Source organism: Parabacteroides sp. AF48-14 (assembly GCF_003477465.1).
Taxonomy (GTDB): Bacteria; Bacteroidota; Bacteroidia; order Bacteroidales; family Tannerellaceae; genus Parabacteroides; species Parabacteroides acidifaciens.
The window spans coordinates 45120-70343 of record NZ_QUDI01000007.1; the positions used below are offsets into that span (position 1 = coordinate 45120).

At 44.6% G+C, this 25224-nt stretch carries 20 protein-coding genes and 2 pseudogenes; 8 read left to right on the forward strand and 14 right to left on the reverse strand.

The features are described 5' to 3' along the window. From DW083_RS04770 to DW083_RS04800, 7 genes and pseudogenes are all read right to left on the reverse strand, one after another. Positions 1 to 567, reverse strand: a complete 567-nt coding sequence (locus DW083_RS04770) for an RNA polymerase sigma-70 factor (protein WP_122331617.1) — start codon at positions 565 to 567, stop codon at positions 1 to 3. Between the two features lie 65 nt (positions 568 to 632). After that, positions 633 to 1715: a Gfo/Idh/MocA family protein gene (locus DW083_RS04775; RefSeq protein WP_122331618.1), complete on the reverse strand. Its 1083-nt coding sequence runs from the start codon at positions 1713 to 1715 to the stop codon at positions 633 to 635. Positions 1716 to 1726: 11 nt separating this feature from the next. Further along, positions 1727 to 4011, reverse strand: a pseudogene (locus DW083_RS04780) (GH92 family glycosyl hydrolase). Positions 4012 to 4139: 128 nt separating this feature from the next. Then, a complete protein-coding gene (locus tag DW083_RS04785; RefSeq protein ID WP_122331619.1) occupies positions 4140 to 5624 on the reverse strand; it encodes a RagB/SusD family nutrient uptake outer membrane protein in 1485 nt (494 codons plus the stop codon). 14 nt (positions 5625 to 5638) lie between these two features. Further along, positions 5639 to 9046 (reverse strand): TonB-dependent receptor, encoded by a 3408-nt coding sequence (locus DW083_RS04790; RefSeq protein ID WP_122331620.1) that lies wholly within the window; start codon positions 9044 to 9046, stop codon positions 5639 to 5641. Positions 9047 to 9134: 88 nt separating this feature from the next. Continuing rightward, positions 9135 to 10343 carry a FecR family protein gene (locus tag DW083_RS04795; RefSeq protein ID WP_122331621.1) on the reverse strand — a complete coding sequence of 403 codons (1209 nt, stop codon included), beginning with the start codon at positions 10341 to 10343 and terminating at the stop codon, positions 9135 to 9137. Positions 10344 to 10416: 73 nt separating this feature from the next. Continuing rightward, entirely contained in the window at positions 10417 to 11001 is a 585-nt protein-coding gene (locus DW083_RS04800) for an RNA polymerase sigma factor (RefSeq protein WP_122331622.1), read from the reverse strand. 508 nt (positions 11002 to 11509) lie between these two features. Between DW083_RS04800 and DW083_RS04805 the strand changes: the two genes are divergently transcribed. The 8 genes and pseudogenes from DW083_RS04805 to DW083_RS04840 all read left to right on the forward strand — a co-directional run bounded on the left by DW083_RS04805 (position 11510) and on the right by DW083_RS04840 (position 19106). Next, positions 11510 to 14164 carry a glycoside hydrolase family 2 TIM barrel-domain containing protein gene (locus DW083_RS04805; protein ID WP_122331623.1) on the forward strand — a complete coding sequence of 885 codons (2655 nt, stop codon included), beginning with the start codon at positions 11510 to 11512 and terminating at the stop codon, positions 14162 to 14164. Positions 14165 to 14286: 122 nt separating this feature from the next. Continuing rightward, positions 14287 to 15048, forward strand: coding sequence for a 6-bladed beta-propeller (locus tag DW083_RS04810; RefSeq protein WP_147382087.1), 762 nt, complete (start codon positions 14287 to 14289; stop codon positions 15046 to 15048). Between the two features lie 268 nt (positions 15049 to 15316). After that, on the forward strand, positions 15317 to 16105 hold the full coding sequence (locus DW083_RS04815) for a glycoside hydrolase family 16 protein (protein WP_122331625.1): 789 nt from the start codon (positions 15317 to 15319) through the stop codon (positions 16103 to 16105). A 132-nt stretch (positions 16106 to 16237) separates the two neighbouring features. Beyond that, positions 16238 to 17452, forward strand: coding sequence for an aminotransferase class V-fold PLP-dependent enzyme (locus DW083_RS04820; RefSeq protein ID WP_122331626.1), 1215 nt, complete (start codon positions 16238 to 16240; stop codon positions 17450 to 17452). Positions 17453 to 17472: 20 nt separating this feature from the next. Then, entirely contained in the window at positions 17473 to 17877 is a 405-nt protein-coding gene (locus DW083_RS04825) for a VanZ family protein (protein ID WP_122331674.1), read from the forward strand. Between the two features lie 53 nt (positions 17878 to 17930). Beyond that, a complete protein-coding gene (locus tag DW083_RS04830; RefSeq protein ID WP_122331627.1) occupies positions 17931 to 18188 on the forward strand; it encodes a hypothetical protein in 258 nt (85 codons plus the stop codon). Then, positions 18188 to 18505: a type II toxin-antitoxin system RelE/ParE family toxin gene (locus DW083_RS04835; protein WP_115499244.1), complete on the forward strand. Its 318-nt coding sequence runs from the start codon at positions 18188 to 18190 to the stop codon at positions 18503 to 18505. The genes DW083_RS04830 and DW083_RS04835 overlap by 1 nt, the downstream gene beginning before the upstream one ends. A gap of 2 nt (positions 18506 to 18507) precedes the next feature. Beyond that, positions 18508 to 19106 (forward strand): annotated as a pseudogene (locus DW083_RS04840) (ribonuclease HII). Positions 19107 to 19118: 12 nt separating this feature from the next. Here the strand turns inward: DW083_RS04840 and DW083_RS04845 are convergent. The 7 genes from DW083_RS04845 to DW083_RS04875 form a co-directional block, all read right to left on the reverse strand. Next, positions 19119 to 20282 carry a 6-bladed beta-propeller gene (locus tag DW083_RS04845; protein ID WP_122331628.1) on the reverse strand — a complete coding sequence of 388 codons (1164 nt, stop codon included), beginning with the start codon at positions 20280 to 20282 and terminating at the stop codon, positions 19119 to 19121. 19 nt (positions 20283 to 20301) lie between these two features. Beyond that, the gene (locus DW083_RS04850) at positions 20302 to 21462 is read right to left on the reverse strand and encodes a 6-bladed beta-propeller (protein WP_122331629.1); all 1161 of its coding nucleotides are present in this window, start codon (positions 21460 to 21462) and stop codon (positions 20302 to 20304) included. Positions 21463 to 21498: 36 nt separating this feature from the next. After that, entirely contained in the window at positions 21499 to 22653 is a 1155-nt protein-coding gene (locus DW083_RS04855; RefSeq protein WP_122331630.1) for a 6-bladed beta-propeller, read from the reverse strand. A 38-nt stretch (positions 22654 to 22691) separates the two neighbouring features. Then, positions 22692 to 23858, reverse strand: coding sequence for a 6-bladed beta-propeller (locus DW083_RS04860; RefSeq protein ID WP_122331631.1), 1167 nt, complete (start codon positions 23856 to 23858; stop codon positions 22692 to 22694). Positions 23859 to 23993: 135 nt separating this feature from the next. After that, on the reverse strand, positions 23994 to 24284 hold the full coding sequence (locus DW083_RS04865) for a helix-turn-helix domain-containing protein (RefSeq protein ID WP_115499238.1): 291 nt from the start codon (positions 24282 to 24284) through the stop codon (positions 23994 to 23996). Then, complete coding sequence (locus DW083_RS04870) at positions 24281 to 24637, reverse strand: type II toxin-antitoxin system RelE/ParE family toxin (RefSeq protein WP_115499272.1); 357 nt, start codon at positions 24635 to 24637, stop codon at positions 24281 to 24283. Before DW083_RS04870 ends, DW083_RS04865 begins: the two co-directional genes overlap by 4 nt. A 153-nt stretch (positions 24638 to 24790) precedes the next feature. Beyond that, positions 24791 to 25216 (reverse strand): SufE family protein, encoded by a 426-nt coding sequence (locus DW083_RS04875; RefSeq protein ID WP_122331632.1) that lies wholly within the window; start codon positions 25214 to 25216, stop codon positions 24791 to 24793. Positions 25217 to 25224: the final 8 nt, after the last annotated feature.

Below are 25224 nucleotides of genomic sequence, written 5' to 3' on the forward strand. Positions count from 1 at the left end.
CTAATTCAGATAAGTCAGGAAAGCCAGCAGGGGAATGTAGTCTTTCAAGTTGGCGTGAAGTTTCTTCAACGCTTGAGCAATATGGTATTCCACTCCTTTGGTTGTCATATTAAGAGCTTCTGCAATTTCTTTATGCGACTTGTTTTCATAGCGGCTCATGATAAAGATACGGCGAGTCTGTTTAGGCAGGCTTGCCAGTGTTTTATTGACGATCTCCTGAGCTTCCGCCGTAAACAGTTCTTCAGGGTTACAGGCTTCAAGTGTGGAGATGCGTGTGTTTAGTTCCCATTCGGCGTGGTTTTTCAATTGCTCGCCAACATCTTCCCTGACTTGTATATGTTGCAGGTAATTGAGGCATTTGCGCTTAATGATAGTGAGTATGTAGGCCGGGATGTTGGAGTTGGCTTTTAAAGACTGGCGGTTTTCCCAGTATTGCATTAAAGCCTCTATAGTGAAATCTTCCGCTACGGCTATATCTCTCACATACATATTAGCGAAGCGGATAAACCGCCCCTGATAATCTGCAAATAATTGATTGAAAGCCTTTAAGTCTGCTGAATATTCCATACTTCCTCTATCTTAATAGATTAGCATGTAAATATAGTAAATATTAAAGGAAATGCTATATATATTTATTTCAGATAGATAATCTTTCCTGTTTTTGCCGACTCTCTTGCTGCGTCGAGAATTTCCATCACGATCAGATTGTTTTCTAATGTGGATTGCGGATCCTCCTGCGCTTTCCCCTTTACCACTGCACAGAAGTAGGAGTAAGGATTATCATAGGGGGCAGGACGGGCAGCCGGATTGAGTTGTCGGACCGGTGACTTCTCGCCTGTCCGAATCAGCAGCGTTTCCTTGTCCGGTATCTGGATATAACCGCTTTTCCCGTATATCTCGGAAGTCTTCATATTGATCGGCCAGTTCCAGGAGGCTTCGATGATGCATTGGGCTTTCGGATAGGTCAGGATAACAGTGGCCTGGTCTTCCACTTCTTCGTATTGATCCGGCTTGATGGTCTGGAAGGCGGATACGACTGATACCGGTTTCTGGTTTCCCATCAGCCAAGTCATCAGGTTAGCGCCGTAGCAACCGAAATCCATCACGGCGCCTCCACCGTTTAAGACCGGGTCTTTAATCCAGGGGATCATTTCCGGATGTGTGTTGCGTTCTACCGGACCGGTATGTCCGTCCCGGAAAATAGCTTTACGTATTTCTCCGATTTCTCCGTTTCGTATAAGTTGTGCGGCTTCCTCATGGGAGCCATACCAGGTAGTTTCGTAATTGGTCAGTAGATGTATCTGGTTCCGGGCGGCAAGATCGGCCATCTCGCGGGCCTGTTCACTGCTTGTTGCCAATGGCTTTTCAACCATGATGTGCACTTTTTTAGGAGCGAAGAACCGAACCACATCCTGGTGATAATAAGTCGCGTTGAAGCAGGCTACAGCCTCGGGATGTTGTTTGTCGTAAAGTTCCTGCATCGTGGAATATACGATATCCATGCTGAAACCGAACCGTTTGGACATGCGTTCCGCCAACTGTTTGTTCGGTTCGACAATACCGGCTATGACATAAGGTTTGTTTTTGTCATTCAAAACGCCTCCCACATGCGAGTGCGTCAGTCCGATGATTCCTAATCTGACGGGCATGTCCTGCCCGGCCTTTACCGTCAGGACGGTGAGGCAGAGCAGGAGTATATAAATTATTCTTTTCATACGTTGTTATTTTATAAACCGAGTGAAGGAGGAAGCGATTCATTGGCGGATGCCCATTCTTTGTTGGGAGTATCTCCCATGACAAACGAGAGTGTGCCTCCGTTCATAATGTCTTTATGGAGGATGTAGCTTTTGTCGTACGGTTGGCCGTTGAGAGTCGCAGACTGGATGTATATGTTCCTGTCCGATGCCCCTTTGGCTTCGATTGTGAATTTCTTTCCGTTTTCGAGGGTGATTACACTTTCTTCAAATGTCGGACTGCCGATCACGTAGTAAGGCATACCCGGGCAAACCGGATAGAAGCCGACCATGCTGAACACCAGCCAGGCAGACATCTGTCCGGCATCGTCATTACCGGAAAGTCCGTCGGGAGTCGTGAAATATTCGCGGTTGATGATGTCATGCACCCACTTCTGCGTTTTCCAAGGTTCGCCGGCATAGGCGAAAAGGTAGGCGATGTGGTGTCCCGGTTCATTGCCGTGCCAGTAGTAGTCGCCTTCGAAGAAAGTATCCAACCGATCGATGAAACGTTCTTTTCCACCCATCTGCTGCATGAGCCCGGCGATGTCTTGCGGAACATACCAAGTATAATGGTAAGGAGTGCCTTCCGTTATGAAATTGACAAAATCATAAGGGGCAAAGGGTTCAATCCAGCTTCCGTCGCATGCCGTCCACGCGCATAGCCTGTTTCGGGATCGATAACGTTGCGGTAGTTTTCCGCCCGTTTGATCAGTGCGTTATAATCGTCCGTTTTACCTAACTTCTTGGCTACTTGTGCAAGGACGAAATCGTCATAAGCATATTCCAGCGTGCGGGAAACCTGTTCGCGGCGGTGGAAAGCTTCCATAACAGGGTCTTCCAATGGGACGTAGTTATATTTCAAGTAAGATTCCATTGCCCGGCGTCCTTTTCCATCGCGGTAACTGTTGGAATCCGTATTGGCTTCAAAGGCGTTCTTGCGCATCAAGGTGTAAGCCTCTTCGTAGTCGAAGCCCGGCGCATCTTTGACGATAGCGTCTCCGATCATGGCGATACAATGGTCTCCGATCATCGCAGCCGTGTAGCTGTTCCAGGATGGGAAGATCGGCAGCCAGCCGCCTTGTTGTCCCTTCAGGACGAGCGAATGGGCCATATCGCCATTACGTGTCGGGTTCAGGATGGAGAAAAGGGGATGAACGGCACGGTATGTGTCCCATTGTGAGAAATCGCAGTAATAAGTGCCGTGGTCCATCTTCATGATTTGTTCTCCGCCGTCGAATTTCGGATAGGAACCATCCGTGTCGCTAAATGTACGCGGCAGGAAATGAGCATTGTATAGGGCAGAATAGAATTTGACTTTCTCTTCTTCGTTATTTCCTTTTACGGCAATTTGTCCCAATGCCTGGTTCCAGGTGTCGGAAGATGCCCGGCGTACTTTGTCGAAGTCCCATCCCGGTATCTCGGCGATAAGGTTCTTGCGTGCATTTTCTATGCTTGTGAAAGATGTGCCCACTCTGACCAGTGCTTTCCCTGGTTTGTCGGAAGCCAGTTTAACCCAGGCACCGACGTTGTGTTTCCGGCCTTGCGTTGACTTCTTGCCTGAGGTCACGGCTGTACTGTCCCAAACGCCGTAATCGGCGATCTCTTCATTCAGCTGAATGACGAAATGGCCGCTGAATCCGGCCTCTTTGCCGCGTCCCTGATAGATACGGTGTACGGGGTTATAGCCGGTAATTTCTTTTTTCTCCGGATCGATTTGAATAAAGGCGACACCTTCGTCGCTGTTCGGTTCGATCACGATGTAATGGTCACCGTCTTGTTGAAAGGTGAACTGCATGATACCGGCACGGGAAAGTCCGGTCAGTTCGGCATGTATGCCGTAATCTTTCAAGTCGACTGTGTAATATGAAGGGGTTGCTGTTTCTGCTGTGTGGTCGAAAGATGAGGCGCGTTTGAGCGGGTCTGTCTCGAGTTTGTTATTTAGCGGCATGATTGTGACGCTCCCGTAGTCTTGTGTACAGGAACCGTTCATCCAGTGGCTTGCCCGGAATCCTTGGATTGCATCTTGAAAATAATAGTAGGGCGGATAACATTTCTGCTCGGTAGCTTGTGTCTGTGCCACCCAGTTGGTCATACCATGGGGAACACCGACGGCCGGCATGATCTGTCCGCGTTCTTCCGTCGAGTTTTTGTCTTTTCCCTGTACGACACGGATATCCGTACCTATCAACGGGTTTACGTACTTTTCAAATTTGTTGTCTTGTTGGTTGCAAGAGAATAAACACAATGTGCTTAATAAAACTGTCCAGGTCTTCATGAGATTAGAATTGTTGATTGTGGCAAAGATAGTAAAAAAAGGGAGGTCCACCACCGTATGTTGTGGCGAGCCTCCCTTCGAGGCTGTGGCAGCGTGTCACACTATATGTGGCAAGCGTCCCTTTTTTATTAACGCGGTTCGATCCTGTAGTCGTTCTGCGTCAGTTTCGGATTCACGTCGATCTGTTTCTGAGGAATCGGACAGATGAGGTTCGTTTCGTTCAGTGCGAAACCTTTGCTTCTCATCACTTCAACAGCCCGTCCGGTACGAACGAGGTCAAACCAGCGGTGGTCTTCAAAAGCCAGTTCCACGCGGCGTTCCTGTTCTACCATCAGTTCGAATTGAGCTTTGTCGGTGGTCTGAAGGTCTACCGGAGACGTTTCGGTAGTCTGATAACCGAAACCGCGACGACGTGTCATGTTCAGATACTTGCAGGCTTCAACCGTCTTGCCATTCTGGTTCAATGCTTCGGCATACATCAGGATCACGTTTCCGTAACGGATAACCGGATAATTGTTGCTGGCATCGCCCCCCTGGTAAGGCACGTCTCTATATTTAGATACATAGCGTGATTCAACCCATTCGCCATCTTTGCGGTTGTCATGATAACCTAAAGACATGGAATAGTCACGGCGGAGGTCACCTTCTTCGTATGCATTGTAAATATCCATCTCAGGGATGTTATTTCCACCTGTACCTCCCACCTGTACGACGTTTGTACCGGAGTTTTCCGGCGCATAGTTGTTGGCGAAGTTAGAACCTTCGCCGAAACCGCCTTTCAGATACTGGATTTCGAAGATCCCCTCTTTGCTGTTATGGTTGACCGGGCTGAAAATAGCTTCATAACCATCTATGTTGAGGCTACCCGGCGTGTTTTCCAACAAGGCATACTGCCCGCTGTTAATGACCTCCGCCAGGATGGCTTCCGCTTCCGGATATTTATGGATGGTCATATAGACTTCGCCCAGCAATGCTTTAGCCGCACCTTTGGTGGCACGTCCGTCTTCGGCAGATGAATAAGAAGCCGGCAGGCCTTCGGCTGCTTCTTTCAGGTCGGCGATGATCTGGTTGTAAACATTATCTTTAGGTTCACGCAGGATATCATAAGATTCCGTGATGCTGATCTCTTTTAATACCAGGGGCACATCGCCATAAACGCGTACCAGGTTGAAATACATCAGGGCACGGATAAACTTACATTCCAGTTTGTAACGGGAAACGAGAGCTGCATCCATGTTGACGCCGTCGATACGGTCCAGCACCGTATTGGTACGGTTGATCACTTTATAGGCTTCGGCCCAGAAGTCTTTGATGACGCTGTTCTGGGTGTCGATGTAAAACTTGTCGAACTCGTTCTGGGTTGTTACAGAACCGGATAACTGGTTGCGGGTATTATCAGACGGTATTTCAGCAAAGATATACCAGTTCCCATAAATGTTACCACCCTGCAAGGATGAATAAGCCCCGTTCACAGCAGAGGTAAAATCGTCTGCCGTCTTATAGAAATCGTTTTCACTTAAGTCCGTTTTCGGATTCTGTTCCAGGAAATCGCTACAGGATGAAAAGGCAATTCCCAGCAGTGCTACTGCGATCAGATTATATTTCAGTTTCATAATTCGTCTGCTATTTAAAAGGTTACGTTAATACCTAATGTACAAGTGCGATAGAGCGGATACATACCGTAGTCCGTACCTGGAGCCGTTACATTATCTTCTTTGAAACTCGTTTCAGGGTTGTAACCGCTGTAACTTGAGATGGTGAGGAGGTTCTGCGTGGAAACATAAAAACGTGCCCGTTGCATACCGCATTTCTTCGTGAAGTTTTCCGGCAAGGTATAACCTATTGTCAGGTTGTTGATGCGGAAGAATGAACCGTTTTCAACCCAACGGGAAGAAAGGACATTATTCTGTCCGGTCGGTTGCGCGTTAGCTCTCGGAATCTTACCGTTACCCGGATTTGCTTCAGACTGCCAGCGTCCCATCATTTCGGTTAACTGGTTCTGGTTACCTTCGCCCTGTGTGTAGAAGCGGCGGCCCAGGTGCAAAACTTCGCTACCTACGACACCCTGCAAAGACAGGCTGGCATCAAAGTTCTTGAATGTAAAGGTGTTTGTCATACCCCAAGTGAAGTCCGGCATGTTGTTACCAATAATCGTACGGTCATCTGCATCGATCTTCTTATCTCCGTTGACATCTTCGAACATAACGTCACCCACATGTGTATCGGCAAAGTGAGGATAGGCATCCAGTTCAGCCTGTGTTTTGAAGATACCGATCATCTTGTATCCATAGAACGAACCGATCGGTTCGCCAATCATGGTGATATGGCTGGTACCGGCACCACCATCGCTGAAGATCGGGTCTCCCGTCGGGCCTAAAGCCAGTACTTCGTTTCGGTTTACTGAGATATTGGCTGTCGCATCCCATGAGAAGTCCTTACTGCGGAAAGGTACTCCGTTCAGTGTGATTTCCAAACCTTTATTACTCATCTTACCGATATTTTGCATGGCATTGCTGAAACCTGTGATGGTCGGGATGTCTACATTCATCAATAAGTCTGTCGTTTTGCGATAGTAGAGGTCGAGAGACAAAGACAAGCGGCTGTCCAAGACAGAAATTTCGAAACCTAAGTCGGTCTGGTGTGTCTTTTCCCAAGTCAGGTCTGCATTCGAGAAGCTTTTTTGTGCTGCGCCATTCACTACGTTTCCGGTACCTGTACCCAATACATAGTTTGCATTTTCCATGATACCGATTGCTGAATAGTCACCGATGTTGTTATTACCTGTAATACCATAGCTGGCACGGATTTTCATGTCGGACAACCATTTTACGTCTTTTAGGAAGTCTTCCTGAGACAAACGCCAAGCAACGGACCCTGAAGGGAAGTAACCATAGCGGTTATTCTTACCGAAACGAGATGAACCGTCGGCACGAATCGATCCGGTCAGATAATACCGGTTATTGAACCGATAGTTTACGCGAGCCAGGTAAGAAAGCAATGTCCAGGTATTCCGTTCCGATTTGCTACTTTTTACTTTCGCATTATTGATCGTCTGGATCATGTCGTTCGGGAAATCGGACCCCGTTGCTTCCGTATAGCGGTAGATATTCTTTTGGGCTGTGAAACCGGCAACGGCATCCAGTTCGTGTTTGTCCCAGGAACCGAAGTAGCTGACCGTGTTTTCGTTCAACCAGTTGATGGTCTCAGCCGATTTTTCGGTTGCTTTTCTTTCTGTAGAAGGAAGAGGCGCCACGTTACCATTGTTAGGAATCGTCGACGGACGGAAATATTCACTCCGGTACTCGCGGATATCCGCACCGATTGTTGATTTGATTTTCAGGTTCTTGATCGGAGAGATCTCGATGTAACCGTTGCTGAATAAGCGGAGGTTCGTGTCATAATTGTGTATATTGGAACAGGCTACCGCATTTGGAACGCCGGTCAACCCGTCGCTAGCGACGGCGTACATGGACTGTGAAGCCCATGTACCGTCTTCATTATATACCGGTACTATAGGCGAAGTCGCCAAGGCTGAATTGATCACACCATCACTGGCCCAGTGGCCCTGTGTCGTCTTGTTCGAATTCATATAAGTCGGAGCCAGGTTGACACCCATCTTCAGCCAGCTGTTCAGGTCGCTGTCGATCTTGGCACGGGCCGAGAAACGTTCGTAATCACTGTTGACCACTACACCCTGTTGGTTGAAATAACCGGCAGAGAACATATATCTTGTCTTTTCGTCACCACCTGTTACAGTCAATTGGTAGTTCTGTACTGGAGAAGTGCGGAAGATTTCATCTTGCCAATCTGTCCCGGATCCCAATGCATTGATGAAAGAAGCATCGTCGTAGACAGAAGGATAGCGGAAACGATTTCCGGACGGACGTGAGCTGACCGGATCATTAATGGAAGCATTCGGATAGACATCCAGATAATGGTTGTTGAAGGCTTCGCGGCTGAATTCAACAAACTGTTGCGCATTCATTAAGTCTAATTTCTTCGTTACATTCTGGAAACCTGCGTAGATATCCAGGTTTACGCTAACCTTGCCGATCTTACCGGATTTTGTCGTTACCAGCACTACGCCGTTGGCAGCACGTGAACCGTAGATGGCTGCTGCGGAAGCATCTTTCAACACTTCGATTGATTCGATATCGTTCGGGTTGATCGCGTTCAGGTTCTGATCGCCCAGCGGATAACCGTCGACAACATACAGCGGAGCGCTGGATGCGGTGATAGAGCCGGATCCACGTACGCGGATCGTGGCTGCCTGTCCCGGTTGTCCACCTACCTGCTGCACCTGTACACCGGCCAGTTTACCGGCCATTGCTTCTGTCGGGTGGGAGACCTTCAGGTCTTTCAAAGAGTTGCTTCCAACTTGTGCCACAGCGCCTGTCAAGTCTTTTTTCTTCATCACACCGTAGCCGACTACTACTACTTCGTCCAGCGCTTCGGAATCTTCCTGAAGAGTAATATTGAAAGACGTCTGGTTGCCTACACGTATTTCCTGCGAAGTAAAGCCGATATAGGAAACGACAAGGACTGCGTTGGCGGGCACATTCTCGAGTGTGAATTTACCGTCCATGTCCGTAATGTTCCCGTTTGTCGTACCTTTCACAATGATGTTGGCTCCGGCAATCGGGCCCAATGCGTCTTGCACGACTCCGGTGATGGTCTTCCCGTTTTGCTGCATGTCGGCAGGTAACGTGTTCAGTTTTGTTTTAGAAAGGATTATCTGCCGGTCAGAGATATAATACTTGGTATTAGTCCCGGAAAAAACTTGCTCGAGAATTTTTTCTACTTGTTGCCCTCTGGCATTGACTGAGACTTTGCGGTTCAAATCAATCGATTTGTCCATGTAAAAGAAGATGTACTCGCTTTCATTTTCTATTTTGTTGAGGACATCTTTGACTGTTAAACTATTAGATTCGATCGTGAAAAAAGTCCGTTGCGAATATATGTCAGCCGCAAAACAGACTCTGATTCCCATAAATAAGAGAAATAGGCAAAAACTAAGCCTTGTGTTATTTTTCATATTTCTATGGAGATTTAGGTGAATAAATTAAATAATACATTAGAATAAAAACTGTCTGTGATAATTTAAGGATCCATAATTGAATGATTTAATGTTTAACATTGATTTTTATACTCTCATTTTTGTTCTCAATTTCAAGTGGAATTGCCCTTTTCAGTGAATTCAGTACGTCTTCAAGGTTATCTTTAAGATCCAGCTTTCCGCTGCAACTAAGATCGTTGTCCGTATTATCACAGTAAATCAGTGTACCGTAATAGCGGGATAGCTTTCGCAAAATCACATTGAGCGATTCGTGGTGGAACTGGTAATAACCATCTTTCCAGGCTACATAATCATTTATATCGACGGTTGAGATCTTTCCTTTATGCAACCGACTGTCATAGTGGAACATTTGGTTGGGTGCTAACAGGCTTTTATTTTTGTTGTCCGTGTTAACTTCCACTTTGCCTTCGACCAGGACGACTTGCATGTTGTTTTCATTTTTGTAGGCACTTACATTGAATTTAGTACCCAGGACTTTAATTTCCATTTGTTTCGTCTTTACGATAAAGGGCCTTTTGGCATCATGGCTGACTTCCAGGAATATCTCTCCTTCAACAAATATCTCTCTTTTCTCGTTGGCGAAAGCAACCGGGTAAACCACTTTCGTGTCTGAGTTAACCCATATCTTCGTCCCATCGGAAAATGTAACGGAGGAACGTTTCCCTACGGGTACTACTAATTGATTATATGCCGGTTGAGTACTTTCTTGTTTTTCCAATTCTACTTTCTTGGAATTGACATTAACTTGCCCTTCTTTTTTATATTCCAGTTGCGCCTCGTCTCCTTCGAGATCCATTTTCTCATTATTATCGAGGATTAACTGTACTTTTTGGGAAGCACTGTCCGGAATATTTATAGATTCGATAATTGCCAGATAGTCCGTGCCCTGTTTTTTCGGCTCAAAAGCCATATACCATCCGACAGCAAACAAAAGCGTGATGGTCGCAGCAATACTTAAAACTTCTCTTATGATCCGGGAACGTCTGTTTTTTCTTTCCGTCTCGATATTAGCCTGTTCAATCTGTTGCCACAATGTGTTTTCTTCCGTGCTTGTCAAAGAAGGGATCTTCGTATCTTTTTCTAATGCGTTCAGTAAAAGACGGGCGATTTCGATCTCGGCAGCCAGTGGTTCGTTTTCCTCCATAAGATTTTGCCAAAAGAGGCGGCTCTCTTCTGTCGGATGTAGCTCTGACTGCAAAAAGTAATCGTCATTCAGGAGCTGGTCTGCTGAGTATTTTGTATAATCTTTATGCATCTGATACGTGCTTGCTTTCTATAAGGACAAAGCATCCCTCTATTTATACTCACTTAAAATGATATTTTTTTAATTAATGTGCGAGACAGGTCAGGATAAGCAGGAATATCTCCGGAGAACCATATTCTTCCCGGATTTTTTTCAGCGAACGCTGGATCAGGTTTTGTGCTGACTGGTAGTTCATATCCATCATGGTACAGATTTCTTCAAAACTAAGTTCTTGAATGTAGCGGTAATAAATGATTTCTTTTTGGCGGGGAGTCAGTATATTCAATATTTCCTGTATCTTTTTCTGCTGGTTTGCATATTGCTCGTTATCCAGATATTGTTCTTCGACGCTCAATCCTAATGCGAATGGAACTGCTTCGCTGTCATAAGGTGTATAGCGGTCTTCGCGGTATAACGCATTGACCAGGCTGTTCTTTATGGAAATGAGGAGATAGACCTTTATGTTTCTGGGAGTGGTCAGTTGTTCCCTGTTTTTGTATAACCCGGTAAATACGTCCTGGATGCAATCTTTGATCAGTTCAGTATCGGATGTAAAGCGACGCCCGTACCGGAACAACATTTGTATGTGAGCTTTATATATCCAGCTATAAGCGTTGTTATCGCCCGCCAGAAATTGATCCCATTTTATTTTGCTCTCGTCTTCCCACATATTATTGTTGTCTCAGCGCAAATATAGCCTTTTTATCCTAAAATATATAGAATGAGTTTAAAAATACCTGGTACCCATCATTATATAGAATCTTATATCGTTGCATCAGGCGTTCTTTATCAAATTATCTGCCTCATTTGCCAAAATATTCCGTAGGACGGTCATGAGCCTTCCGAAGTGCCGTGAAGGAAGGGATAACCCGGCAGACAGAGCCATTCATGCGGAGTATCTTGTTTCTCAATATTTATCCGCAATTCATGTTACAGTCGTGAAACAAAAGAAATCCAACTGTAACACAGAAGGCAGACAGTTGTGACATGAAAAGAATACGGCTGTGACATGCAATAGAGGAGCGGGGAAAACAGTCAAAATAAGCGCTGAGTTAATTCCGACAAAGGGGCTAACTGCAATGCCGATTGCTTTTTTGTATGATAGCCAACTTTTTTCTTTCTTATTTATTAGGTCTTCCTTTGGGGAGAATGTATCTTTGGAAAAAATAATACATATCATGAAAATAAAGCTATTTATAATCGCCTTGTTGTTACAGGCTTTGCCTTTATGGGCCGCCCATCAGCCCGAGTTCTCGACAGCCGGTTTCTTCCGATTGGAAGACAGTGGGCGGGAAGTTTATTCCATGAATCCTGCCTGGCGTTTCCATAAAGGTGCAGCAGACGGTGCGGATGCGAAAGAGTTTAATGATAAGGACTGGACAGTCGTTTCCTTGCCGAATGGTATTGAATACCTGCCGACGGAGGCAAGCGGCTGCATCAATTATCAGGGTGAAGTCTGGTATCGTAAGCATTTTACACCCGACGCATCGTTGAAAGGCAAGACGCTTTTCCTGCATTTCGAGGCAATCATGGGAAAAAGTAAAGTATTCGTGAATGGAAAACTGCTAACAGAGCACTTTGGTGGCTATCTGCCTGTTGTGTTAGATGTGACGGATGCGCTGGACTGGAATGGCGATAACGTCATTGCCGTCTGGGCCGATAACAGTGACGATCCTTCCTATCCTCCCGGAAAGGCGCAGGATGTGCTGGACTATACCTACTTTGGCGGCATCTACCGGGATTGCTGGTTGATCGCCCATAACAACGTGTTCATCACTGATCCCAATTATGAGAATGAGATAGCCGGAGGCGGCTTGTTCGTCTCTTTCGGGAAAGTTTCGGATGCTTTGGCGGAGGTGCAGTTGAAGATACAGGTGCGTAATGCGACAAAGAAATCTTTCACCGGTGTGGTGGAATACACCTTGTTACAGCCGGATGGCACGCAGGTTGCATATCTGAATGATAAGATTCAGGTGAAGGGCGGTAAGGCAATCACTTCTTCCGATAAATTACTGGTGAAGCAGCCGATGCTCTGGACACCTTCGACGCCGACACTGTATAACCTTTTGGTACGAATCTTGGATAAAGACGGGAATGTGGTAGACGGCTACCGCCGCCGTGTCGGAATCCGCAGCATCGAGTTTAAGGGGAAAGATGGCTTCTGGCTGAACGGGAAACCCTATGGAAAGCCATTGATCGGAGCGAATCGTCATCAGGACTTTGCTGTAGTCGGCAATGCTGTCGCCAACAGTATCCATTGGCGGGATGCCAAGAAACTAAAGGCGGCTGGAATGGAGATAATCCGTAACGCCCACTGCCCGCAAGATCCGGCATTCATGGATGCCTGTGACGAGTTAGGGTTGTTTGTCATCGTCAATACGCCCGGCTGGCAGTTCTGGAACGATGCGCCTGAATTTGCCGAGCGTGTATATAGCGATATCCGCAATGTCGTACGCCGCGACCGTAACCATCCTTGTGTCTGGCTGTGGGAACCGATCCTGAACGAAACCTGGTATCCGGCGGACTTTGCCAAGAACACCCGCGATATAGTGGATGCCGAATATCCTTATCCATATTGTTATAGTGGGAGTGACAGTGAAGCGCGCGGACACGAGAACTTCCCGGTCTATTTTGCCCATCCCGCTAATATGCAGGATGCTTCGAAAGAGATCGATCTGACAAAGACCTATTTTACCCGCGAATGGGGAGATAATGTGGATGATTGGAGTTCGCATAATTCACCCAGCCGCGTAGCCCGCAACTGGGGCGAGCAGCCGATGCGCATACAAGCTGAACATTATGCCTCACCTTCCTATCCGGTGACCAGCTATGATGTCCTGTATCAACAGCAGCTGCAGCATGTCGGTGGCTGTCTTTGGCATTCGTTCGATCATCAGCGCGGCTACCATCCCGATCCGTTCTACGGAGGTTTGATGGATGTGTTCCGCCAGCCGAAATATTCCTATTATATGTTCATGGCACAACGTCCGGCAGTGAAGAACGATCAGCTTGCCGGAAGCGGTCCGATGGTCTATATCGCACACGAGATGACGCCGTTCTCAGGTAAGGATGTGACGGTTTATTCGAACTGTGATGAGGTGCGGCTTACGTTCAATAAAGATGGAAAGACCTATACTTATAAGAAAGACAAAAAACGTTCGGGAATGCCGTCTCCGGTCATAACTTTCCCCGATGTCTATGATTTTATGGTAGACAAAGCTCTTTCCAGAGCAAGAAAGCAGGACGATGTCTATCTGCTTGCCGAAGGCCTGATAGACGGAAAAGTCGTTGCTACGCATAAGGTCGTTCCTGCCCGCCGCCCGGAAAAAATCCTCTTATGGGTAGATAACGAAGGGACAGACCTGAAAGCCGATGGTTCCGACTTCGTAACGGTAGTGGCCGCCGTTGCCGATAAGCAGGGTAACATCAAGCGTTTGAACAATTATAATATCCGTTTCTCAATAGAAGGGGAAGGGCGTATCTTGGGTGGTCCGGATATCTTGGCTAATCCCGCTCCTGTCAAATGGGGAACAGCCCCTATTCTGGTTCAGTCTACCTTGAAGCCCGGTAAGATACGGATCACTGCCAGTGTCTTGTTTGAAGGTTCGCAGATGCCGGTAAGCGGCGAACTGGTACTTGAATCGAAACCGGCCGCATTCCCGCTGGTCTATAACGCCGAAGACGCATCCCGCATCCCGCTGAGCAGTGTTTCCGCTGGGCAATCGGCCACATCGAAAACCGATGCCGAACGAGAAGTGGAACGCCTGCGCAAGGAATTGAATACCTTAAAGTTGAAAGAGGTGGAGCGGCAACAGTCGGATTTTGGAGAATAAGAAATAATGACGTAAATATGAATATCCGACAGCTCGGTTATATTCGTGAAACATAGCACGCAGAGGACGCATCCTTTTTTATTCTGTCATCTGTGTGCTGTGTATTGAAAAATGTTACCTTTGTGAAAATTGATATTTGTATGAGGTATCTTTTGATTATATGGATGATGGCATTTTTGTGTGGCTGTGCCGGTAAGAGCACGGATAACGAAGTCTTGCAAATTGACCTCAATGCGGAACATTCATCCATTCGATTAAATTTAAAGGATATTGCAGATGTTACATATATAAAACTTGCAAGCAATACCGATTTATTAGTTAGATCAAGAGCTTTGGTTTGCAATGAAAATTATATACTGACCAAAGGGGGTGAAACTGGTGAGATTCTGATGTTTGATAGGGAAGGACAGCCGGTCCGTAAGTTTTCTCATTATGGGAATGGCCCTCACGAATATAATTATATCACCAATTTGCGTATGGATGAAAAGAGAGGGGAGATTTATGTCCATGATGTTTTTTCCCGGAAGATCGTTGTTTATGATCTGAATGGCGAATATATCAGGGAATTTGCTTCTGGGGATGCGCGTTTCATTTACAATTTTAATGATGATGCTTTTCTCGTTTACAATACGGAAACGAATCGGGTAAACTCTGATCTGAAACCTTATTTCTCGATTCTGGCTAAGAATGACGGGGAAATCCAGAAGAAAATAGAAGTTCCTTTTTCTTCTGGTAAGAAATATGATTTGACGGTGACTAAAGAAGGTGATGACGGTCGTTTTTCATATACAGCCATGCATCTTCCTGTTGTAAGAAATTCAGAAGGTTATATTTTGAACGAACTTTCGTCGGATACCATCTATCAGTATTCATACGTTTCCTGAAATCAACTGGGTTTACAACAAAGAAAATGGAGATATAAATGAGTATGAGATAAGGAATGATGATTATCCGGATGCAAAAATAGTTTTGAGCTCTCATCTTGTGAATTGTGATATGCAATCCGGTTATGGCATATCCCGGTTTAATGCCGATGAATTATTAGAGGCTTATCAGGAAGGGAAATTGTATGGAGAATTAAAGATTTGGCATCCTCTTTAAAAGACGAAGATAATGATGTCCTGATATTGTATAAATTCAAATAACGGCGTAATGAAACAAGGATTATTTGCATTAGGGCTGTCAATCGCCCTGTCGCTAATGGCAGGTTGCCAGCCACAGAAAAACGGGTGGAAGTTGGTATGGGAGGAGAACTTCGACCAGACGGAGCATTTTGATGAGGCTTCGTGGAGTAAGATTCCACGCGGGACATCGGATTGGAATAACTATATGTCCGATTTCGATTCTTGTTATGGGATGCGCGACGGTAACCTGGTCTTGCGCGGATTAGTTAATTACAGTTTGCCGGCGGATACGGCTCCTTTTATCACTGGTGGTGTTTATTCAAGAGGAAAAGTCGGCTTTTCCGACGGGCGCCTGGATATCCGTGCAAAGCTCTACGGGGCAACCGGAGCCTGGCCGGCGTTCTGGCTGCTGCCGGAAAACGAAGGCTGGCCGGAAGGCGGGGAGATCGATATCATGGAACGTTTGAATAATGATACCATCGCTTATCAGACCGTTCATTCTGCCTATACGCATATATTGGGTATAAAGGATAATCCGAAGCAGGGTGGGATCGGGCCGATAAACCGTGACGATTATAATGTCTACAGTGTAGAGATGTATCGCGACAGTCTTGTTTTCTTTATCAACGACACCCGGACTTTTGCTTATCCCCGTATCGAGACAGACAAAGAAGGGCAGTTCCCGTTTACCGATAAGATGTTCTATCTGCTGCTTGATATGCAGTTGGGTGGGAGCTGGGTTGGCGCAGTCGAACCTGCTGATCTGCCTGTCGAGATGGAGATTGATTGGGTGCGTTTCTACCAGAAAGAGAAGTAGATATAAGTATTTATCAGATATTAAAAAAGCTTTTCGTTTCTTACGGGAGGCTTTTTTATGTGCTGCAATTGATCGTTTACCTGATAAACATAGTATCTTTGACGCTTGTTATTAAGTTAAATAGATACAGTTATGTTAGATATACAGTCTATCCGGAAGGATTTCCCTATCCTGGATCATAAGATATACGATAAGCCGCTTATTTATTTCGACAACGGTGCGACGACTCAGAAGCCCCGCTGTGTGGTGGAGAAGATAGAGAGCGGCTACTATAATGTGAATGCTAATATCCATCGCGGTGTCCATTTCCTGAGCCAGGCGGCTACGGAAGCACATGAAGATGCACGTCGGACTGTGCAGCAGTTCCTGAATGCCCGTTCTTCCAACGAGATCATCTTTACGCGTGGGACGACAGAGGCGATCAATCTGATTGCTTCCAGTTTTACCGACGAATGTATGTCGGCAGGCGACGAGGTAATCGTTTCCGTGATGGAGCACCATTCCAATATCGTCCCCTGGCAGATACAGGCGGCCCGCAAAGGTATCGCGCTAAAAGTGATTCCGATGAATGAGAAAGGCGAACTCTGTATGGATACGTTCCGCAGCCTGTTTTCGGAAAGGACGAAGTTGGTTTCCGTTACGCATGTTTCCAATGTGCTCGGTACGGTCAATCCGGTAAAGGAGATTATAGAAGAAGCGCACAACCATGAAGTGCCGGTGTTGATCGACGGTGCACAGGCCGTTCCCCATCTGAAGGTGGACGTGCAGGACCTGGATGCCGAGTTCTATGTCTTTTCCGGTCATAAGATATACGGTCCGACTGGTATCGGTGTTTTGTATGGTAAGGAAGAATGGTTGGACAAATTGCCGCCGTATCAGGGAGGAGGAGAGATGATTGCTTCTGTCTCTTTCGAGAAGACGACTTTCAACGAACTGCCTTTCAAGTTTGAAGCCGGAACGCCGGACTATATCGGTAGCACGGCGTTGGCAGAAGCCTTGCGTTATGTAGGCCGTTTGGGAATGGATAATATAGCAGCGTATGAAGATGAACTGCTCCATTACGCAACCGAAAAATTGAATGCAATCGACGGTATGCGTATCTTCGGACAGGCAGCCCATAAAGGGGCGGTTCTCTCTTTCCTGGTCGGCAATATCCATCATTATGATATGGGTATGTTGTTGGACCGTCTGGGCATTGCAGTCCGTACGGGACACCATTGTGCCCAGCCGCTGATGCAGGATTTAGGGATCGAGGGGACTGTTCGCGCCTCTTTCTCGTTCTATAATACAAAAGAAGAGATTGACGTTTTTGCCGCCGGTATTGAACGGGTACGGAAAATGTTTTAATAGAGGGAATCGTTTTTATGGTGTTGTATTATCTGAAGAAATATCCGGTCTCGCTCACGATCGTTGCAGTTGTGATCTATCTCTCTTTCTTTAAGCCGCCTTCGCTGGAGGTTAGTAAGGTTGTGGGGATAGACAAAATCGCACATATCTGTATGTATGCAGGCTTGTCCGGTGTGTTGTGGCTCGAGTTCCTGCGCAACCATCGTAAATACGATGATGTGTTGTGGCATGCCTGGATCGGGGCAGTCTTATGTCCGATCCTGATGAGCGGTGTGATCGAACTCTTGCAGGAATACTGCACTACATACCGTGGGGGCGACTGGTTTGACTTCCTTGCCAATATCTGCGGTGTCACACTCGCCACACTGTTTTCCTACTTCGTCCTGCGTCCCTGGATGATGAAAAGAAAGATCGGGACTCGTTAGCTTATGTCACAAAAGTATGTTACATTTGTATTGTATCTAAACATGGAGGTTTTATGACTGTATTAGAATTACAAAAACGGAAAAGTTGGGCGTTGGAAGTGTTGCAGACTTGCAATAGCGAGGAGGCCGTTTCCTATATGGAAGCCCTTGCCCGTAAACTGATCAGAATGGAAAAGCAGGAACTGAAACGTCCGAATTGTTTTACTTTGGAAGAGGTGAAGGAGATGTTGAAGGAAACTAACCGGGATAAAGAAAATGGCATTTTTGTCTCAGAACAGGAAATGCGTGATTTCTTTCAATCTTTTCGCTAATGGAGATTCGGTCGAGTAGGCTTTTTAAGCAACAAGTAGCAGATTTGCTTTATTACTTGAAAGCAACTTATGGAAGACGTGTAACTCTTCGTGTCAGAGATGAGATTGAAAATAAGATCTTTCTTTTGAAATCATTCCCGGATATGGGTACTGTTGAATTACTTTTGGAAAAAGAGCCCCTGAACTATCGTTATCTTGTGATTAAGCATAATAAGATTATTTATACTGTTGAAGATAATTATATTTTTATCCATCTCCTATGGGATTGTAGACAAGATCCTCAACATTTAATAGATTTGATAAAAGCAGTTGATTAACTATGTTACTACCCTACTTAGAAGCAAATCGTATAGAAGCCGGATGTGATGAGGCCGGTCGTGGATGTCTGGCGGGTTCGGTGTTTGCTGCCGCCGTGATCCTTCCTCCCGATTTTCATAATGAAGAGCTGAATGACAGCAAGCAGTTGAGTGAGAAGAAACGCTATGCACTCCGTCCTGTTATTGAGCAGGAGGCGATTGCTTGGGCTGTCGGTATTGTTACCCCCGAAGAGATTGACAAGATCAATATACTGAAAGCCTCTTTTCTGGCTATGCACCGGGCGATCGAACAACTGAAGGTCAAGCCTGAACACTTGCTGATCGATGGAAACCGCTTCACGCCCTATCCCGATATTCAGCATACGACAGTTGTGAAAGGCGATGGCAAGTACCTGAGTATAGCAGCCGCCTCCATTCTGGCAAAAACCTATCGTGACGATATATGGACAGCCTCGACCTGGAATATCCCGCTTACCACTGGAAAGAGAATAAAGGCTATCCGACGAAAGCCCATCGCGAAGCCATCCGGGAATACGGGATTACCCCGTATCACCGCAAAACATTCACCTTGCTGCCGGAACAACTGACACTGCAATTCTGAAGGAGGAAGATGTTATTTCTTATATTTTATCAGCATAATCACCGGGTTTGATTCCTCGTTTAACCCGGCGGCTATCTCTTTCAGCTTGCCTTTCAATTTGCCTTTCTCGTATGCTTCCACAAGTTCGTATGCCTCTAATTTCTGCACAAGGGCGATTTCTTCGTTTCCAAATGTGATCTCTGAAACCATCAGGCTGCCAGGCTCGGCGTTGGTGAAATCGGCATTATGCACCACGTATTCGTATATCGCCTTTTCTTGTTTGTCATACATCAGGTCAGTTCGCTTGTGCCCGGTCTTGGCAACCCAATCCCATTCCGCTCTTACAGTTTGCATGAAATAATAACGGTCGGTTACTACGGCCGGATACAGAAACACTCCCGGTTTCATTGATTCGATCGGGGGAGTCCGAGCAATAAGAGGAGTCATGCTGTAGTCCGTCCGAACCGTATATATTGTATCGGATGCGTCTTCCATAAGCATCCAGCTGTTGCCCTGAGGAACCAATGTCCGGTTACGGATTGCCATTACATAGCTGTAGTCTGGCGAAAACACCAACGACGTAACTTCCTTTTTATCAGGAATCGAGATTTCTTTTGTGATACTTCCGTCCTGTTTTGATATAACTAAAAACGCATTTGAGTTTTCTTCATCTATATTGTTCGCACAGCAAATCAGGTTGTCCCGGTCGAAGTCATATATATCCATTCCATACCTGCCCCGCTGGTGGTCGAAACTCCGTTTGAATTTACCGAACAAGTCATACACAAAGATTTTTTTTCTCCAGTGGTCATTGACGAAGATCTCATCGTTGCCTTCATCCAGGGTAATTCCCAAAAGGAACTGATATTCCTCGCCGCCTTGACCTAAACGGTTGATCTTTCTTACTCCCTTGCCGTTTCTGTCAAAGATAAAGATGTCTCCATCAGTATTGCGATTCCTGTTTCTGACAATGATGACTTTCTTGCCGATTGCATGTACCCAACCCATCGTGATAAAACCATCTTTTGTTTCGAGTGGAATATATTCCACATCCATAAAGTCCTGGAGAACCAGTTCTTTCTTCGGATAGTTTACTGTAACATCAACAGTGATCAGATCATCCGCCGCTTGTTTGTCATCAGTACATCCTGCTATAACAAACAGGGTGACGATTAAAAGATAGTTTACTCTTCTCATGACTTTATGGATTAATAAGTTACTTTTGTCTATATTTTATCAGCATGATTATGGCATTTGCTTCCTCATCCAATCCGGCGGCAATTTCTTTCAACCGGCCTTTCAGGTGGCCTTTCTCGTTGGCCTCGATTAGATCTGCCGCTTCTAAAGATTGGCAGGTTGCGATCTCCTGATTGACAATGCCATTGAAGTTTAGTCCCAATGATACTTGCTGCTTGTTCGAATAATCGGCATTGTATAAAGTATATTGGAACAGGGCATTTTCCTGTTTATCATATACCAAGTCGGTACTCGGGAATCCTTTAAACGTTTTGAAGTCCACTTCTTTCTTCATGGTTCGCATGAAATAATAGCGGTCGGTAATGACGGTGGGGAAGAGAAAGATTTTCGTTTCCATTGCGTGTATGGAAGGAGTCCGTGCGATCAGGGGGCTTATGTTGCCATCCGGCAAATAGCGGTAGATGGTATCGGACGATGTGTTTACAAGTGACCAATCCGTATGGTTGGGGAATGTTAGATGGAATTCAGGTGCGATAACAAATTCATCTTTTGTCACGACCGGCGTTTCCATTTCTTTGGACGGGGTCCGGATTTCACGGGCGATGCTGCCGTCTTGCTTGGAAATAAGGATATGGCATGCCTGCTCGCTTTCTTTCGGTGTCCAATATTTCTTATAACTGATCAAATGGTCCTTGTCATAATTGAACAGATCGTCATAATGGCTGGTGTCTGCATATTTGAAACTTCTCTTAAAGTTCCCGGACAGGTCGTACACCAATATTTTCTTTGTTCCATAGTCTGCGACAAACATTTCCCCTTTATCTTCATCCAGGGCGATGTAGGTGGCGAATGAATACTCTTCGCCGCCTTGCCCCATACGGTTGATCTTTTTCAAACCTTTACCGGTCTTTCTGTCAAAAACAAAAATATTCCCGTCATTTTGGTTCGTTACCAATAAGATATCCTTACCGATAGCTTTCACAACCCCTTTAGTTACAAATTCATCCGTTGTTTCCAAAGGAACATATTCCACATCCATAATATCTTGTAGAACCAGTTCTTTTTCCGGATAATTGGCTGTAACGTCAACGGTGATCAGGTCGTCTGCCGCTTGCTTGCCACCGTTGCATCCCGCCATTGCGAACAGGGTGGCTATTAAAAGAATGTTTGCTTTCTTCATTATTTTCTTTATAGTTTATATTTGCTGATTCGTATGTTATTTCTTTTGCTTTATCAACATGATTACCGGATTGTCTTCTTCATCCAACCTTGAGGCGATTTCTTTCAATTTGCCATCTTTCAGTTGGCCTTTCTTGTAAATCTCGACAAGCTGGGATGCATTTAAGCTGGTGACGTTTTCGACGTCGCGATTAATAGGTTTCGCTGTCATGGCTACAGGTCTTTTTTCTGCATAATCACCATTGCATACAGTTACTTGATAGATGGCTTTTTCTTCCTTGTCGTACATCAATACATCCGCAAAGAATCCGTTACCCTTTTCGAAGTTAAATACATTTTTAACGGCTTCCATAAAGTAATAACGGTCGGTATAAATACCCATATAAAGAAAAACTTCAGGTGTCATGGCCTGTGCAGAAGGCGTTCTTACAATAAAGGGACTTAATGTCCCATCTGGTGCATAGTTATACAAAGTATCGGCTGATGTTTCAATAAGTGTACATTTGCCGTGGCTCAGGCGTATTTGGTAAGAATAATTTGCTACAAATCCATCCCCATTAGTCACAATCGGTGTGTTGATCGTTTTAAAAGGAATAAAGATTTCCCGGGTGATACTTCCATCCTGTTTTGATATAATGACATGGTACGATTTGCTTCTATCTTTTCCTTTATTATGATAATCCGACATGTCGTAGCCAATCAAATTAGATTTGTCATAATCAAAAACAGATGACACTTCCCGATCAAGATTCAAACACCGTTTGAATTGTCCGTAAAGATCGTAAACTAAGATTTTATTCCCCATCGATATTACGAATATTTCACTATTACTTTCATCGAGAATCATCCCATTAATCCTTGTATATTCTTCCGCCCCTTGTCCTTGCCGGTTTATCTTCCTTACTCCTTTACCGGTTTTTCTGTCAAAAATAAAGATGTCCCCGTCATTATTTCTGTTTTTCACCAATAAGTATTCTTTTCCTACATCCTGTACTGCCCCTTGTGTAAGAAACTCGTCATTGGTTTCCAGCGGAATATATTCTACATCCATAAAATCTTGAAGAATCAGTTCTTTTTTAGGATAGCTTTTCGAAACGTCAATGGTAATCAGATCGTCTGCAGATTGCTTGCCACCACTGCATCCCGCTAATGTGAGCAGGAGAGCGGTTAAAAGGATGTTTGCTCTTTTCATTATATTATCTTAGTTTATATTATCTGTTCCGTATATTATTATTTTTGTTTTATCAACATGATTACCGGGTTTGATTCCTCGTTTAATGTTGCAGCTATATCTTTCAATTTCCCTTTCAGCCTTCCTTTCTTATAAGACTCAATAAGTTCGGATGCTTCTAAAGGACACCATAGCTCGTTTTCGCTATTAGCGATTCTGAAAGCATTCATATAGACTTCTTTTTTAACAGAATAATCACCGTTGTAAACATTATATTTGAAAAAGTCCTTTTCCTGTGTGTCGTACATCAGAAAAGTTCTTGGAAAGCCTTTCCCTTCACTGAAGTCCCATGCATTCTTTATGGTTTCCATGAAATAATAGCGATCGGAAATTAATCTGAAAATAAGAAACTCTTCAGGGTTCATGGTTTGAATAGACGGACTCCTTACCAGAAATGGTCGCAAGTTCTGATCTGGCAAAAAGGTATATACGGTATCAGATGATAGTTCTGACAGAATCCAATTGTCATTGTGAGGTATTAATGTGGAATAAGCGCCTGGCGATACCCATCTCATACTGTTATTCTCTTTATCTTCTAAAGTTTGTGCTAACACTTTCTTCTCTTTATAAGGTATTTTTATTTCTTTGGTAATACTCCCGTCCTGTTTGGATATAAGGTTAAATCCTGTTTCTTTACTGTATTCACTTTTACAAATCAGCTGGCCTTTATCATAATTGGATATCTCAGTATAGAAAGAATTATCCGTGTTTTCAGCGTATGTAAAACTTCTTTTGAAATTCCCTTCTAAATCATAGACGAGCATTTTTCTTTCGTAATGGCTATTGATATACATTTCATTGTTATCTTCATCTAATACTATTCCTAAAATGAACGAATATTCTTCGCCGCTTTGTCCTTTATGATTAATCTTTCTTACTGCCTTGCCTGATCTGTCGTAGATGAAAATATCTCCGTCACTGTTCCGGTTTTTTATTATTATGTTTTTCTTGCCAATAGCTTGAACAAAACCTTGATTAATAAACTCGTCATTTGTTTCCAATGGAATATACTCCACGTCCATAAAATCCTGAAGAATAAGTTCCTTTTTATGAGAAAGGTTTTTCGTAATGTCAACGGTAATCAGGTCGCCTGCTGATTGCTTGCCACCGCTGCATCCCGCTAATGTGAGTAGGAGAGCAAATAAAAGGATGCTTGTTTTCTTCATGGTATTATCAAATTGAATAGATTACGATGTTTTCGCAAATCTATCCAAATAAATAGGATACGAATACTTTGCAGCGGTTAAATATCATTAATGTACGGAAAGATTCCGAGTGTCAGCCGTTGGAAGTCAATTGTCTTATAGTTGGACCTCAATTTTAAGCTTACCGCCTAATCCACGCTCAACTATATCATAGAGTGTTTTGAGGGTAATATTACCGCCATCGTTCTCGACTTTTGAAATAAAAGAACGCTTTTTCTCTACACGTTCAGCAAGTTCAGCTTGTGTCATTGCTTGTTTTTCACGTGCGGCCCTGATCTTTACACCAATGCGAAGAGATTCCAAATCCCTTTCAAGTTGATTGCGTTCCGGAGTTCCCACTTCGCCATAATAACGATCCTTTATCTGATCTAATGATGTTGTATTCATATTTTATTCTCCTTCTCTTTTTCGTTATAATATTCATTCTTTAAGCGTACAGCTTTGTTAATTTCGTCAGCTGGTGTCTTTTGTGTTTTCTTTTGAAAGCCACTTAAAAGAACGACCAATTTGTTGCCATCAAAAAAGCAAAAGATACGGAATATATTATTTCCTAACTGTACTCGAATTTCAAACAAGCCGTCAGTACCTTCAATATACTTTAAGTAAGTGATAGGGATACGGTCTATCTGCTCAATAATATCTAATACTTTAATGATTTTAGTTCTGACCTTAGGAGATTGTTCTCTAAAGAAATCATCAAAGTAAGATTTGTATGTAATGACTTCTCTTGCTTTTTTCATTGAGCAAAGGTAATTTATAAATGACATTTAAGCAAATGAAATGAGTATTATTTAGAGCAAAACCCTTCACCCGCTCCTGCCACATATAAATCAATGTTTATGCAGGAAAAGGTGAAGGGTTGAACAGTTGGGATATCTAAATAATGTTTTTGTTTATGCCTGTTCCTTTGTCCGGAAAGCTAATGCGTACATGCGCATTTGTTTGACCATGGAGACCAAGCCGTTCGAGCGGGTGGGGCTAAGGTGTTCTTTGAGGCCGATCTTTTCGATGAAATAGAGGTCGGCATCCAGTATTTCCTGCGGGGTATGGCCGGAAATAATGTTGATCAACAGGGAGACGATCCCTTTTACGATCACCGCATCACTCTCGCCTTTGAACAAGATTTTGCCGTCAACGTAATCTGCCTGCAACCAAACGCGGCTCTGGCAACCTTCTATCAGGTTGCTTTCGGTTTTGTACTTTTCCTCCAAAGGGGGAAGCGAGTTACCGAGGTCTATCAGTAACGCATACTTGTCCATCCAGTCGTCGAAGTCTGAAAACTCTTCGATTACCTGGTCCTGAAGTTCATTGATTGTCATCTTACTAT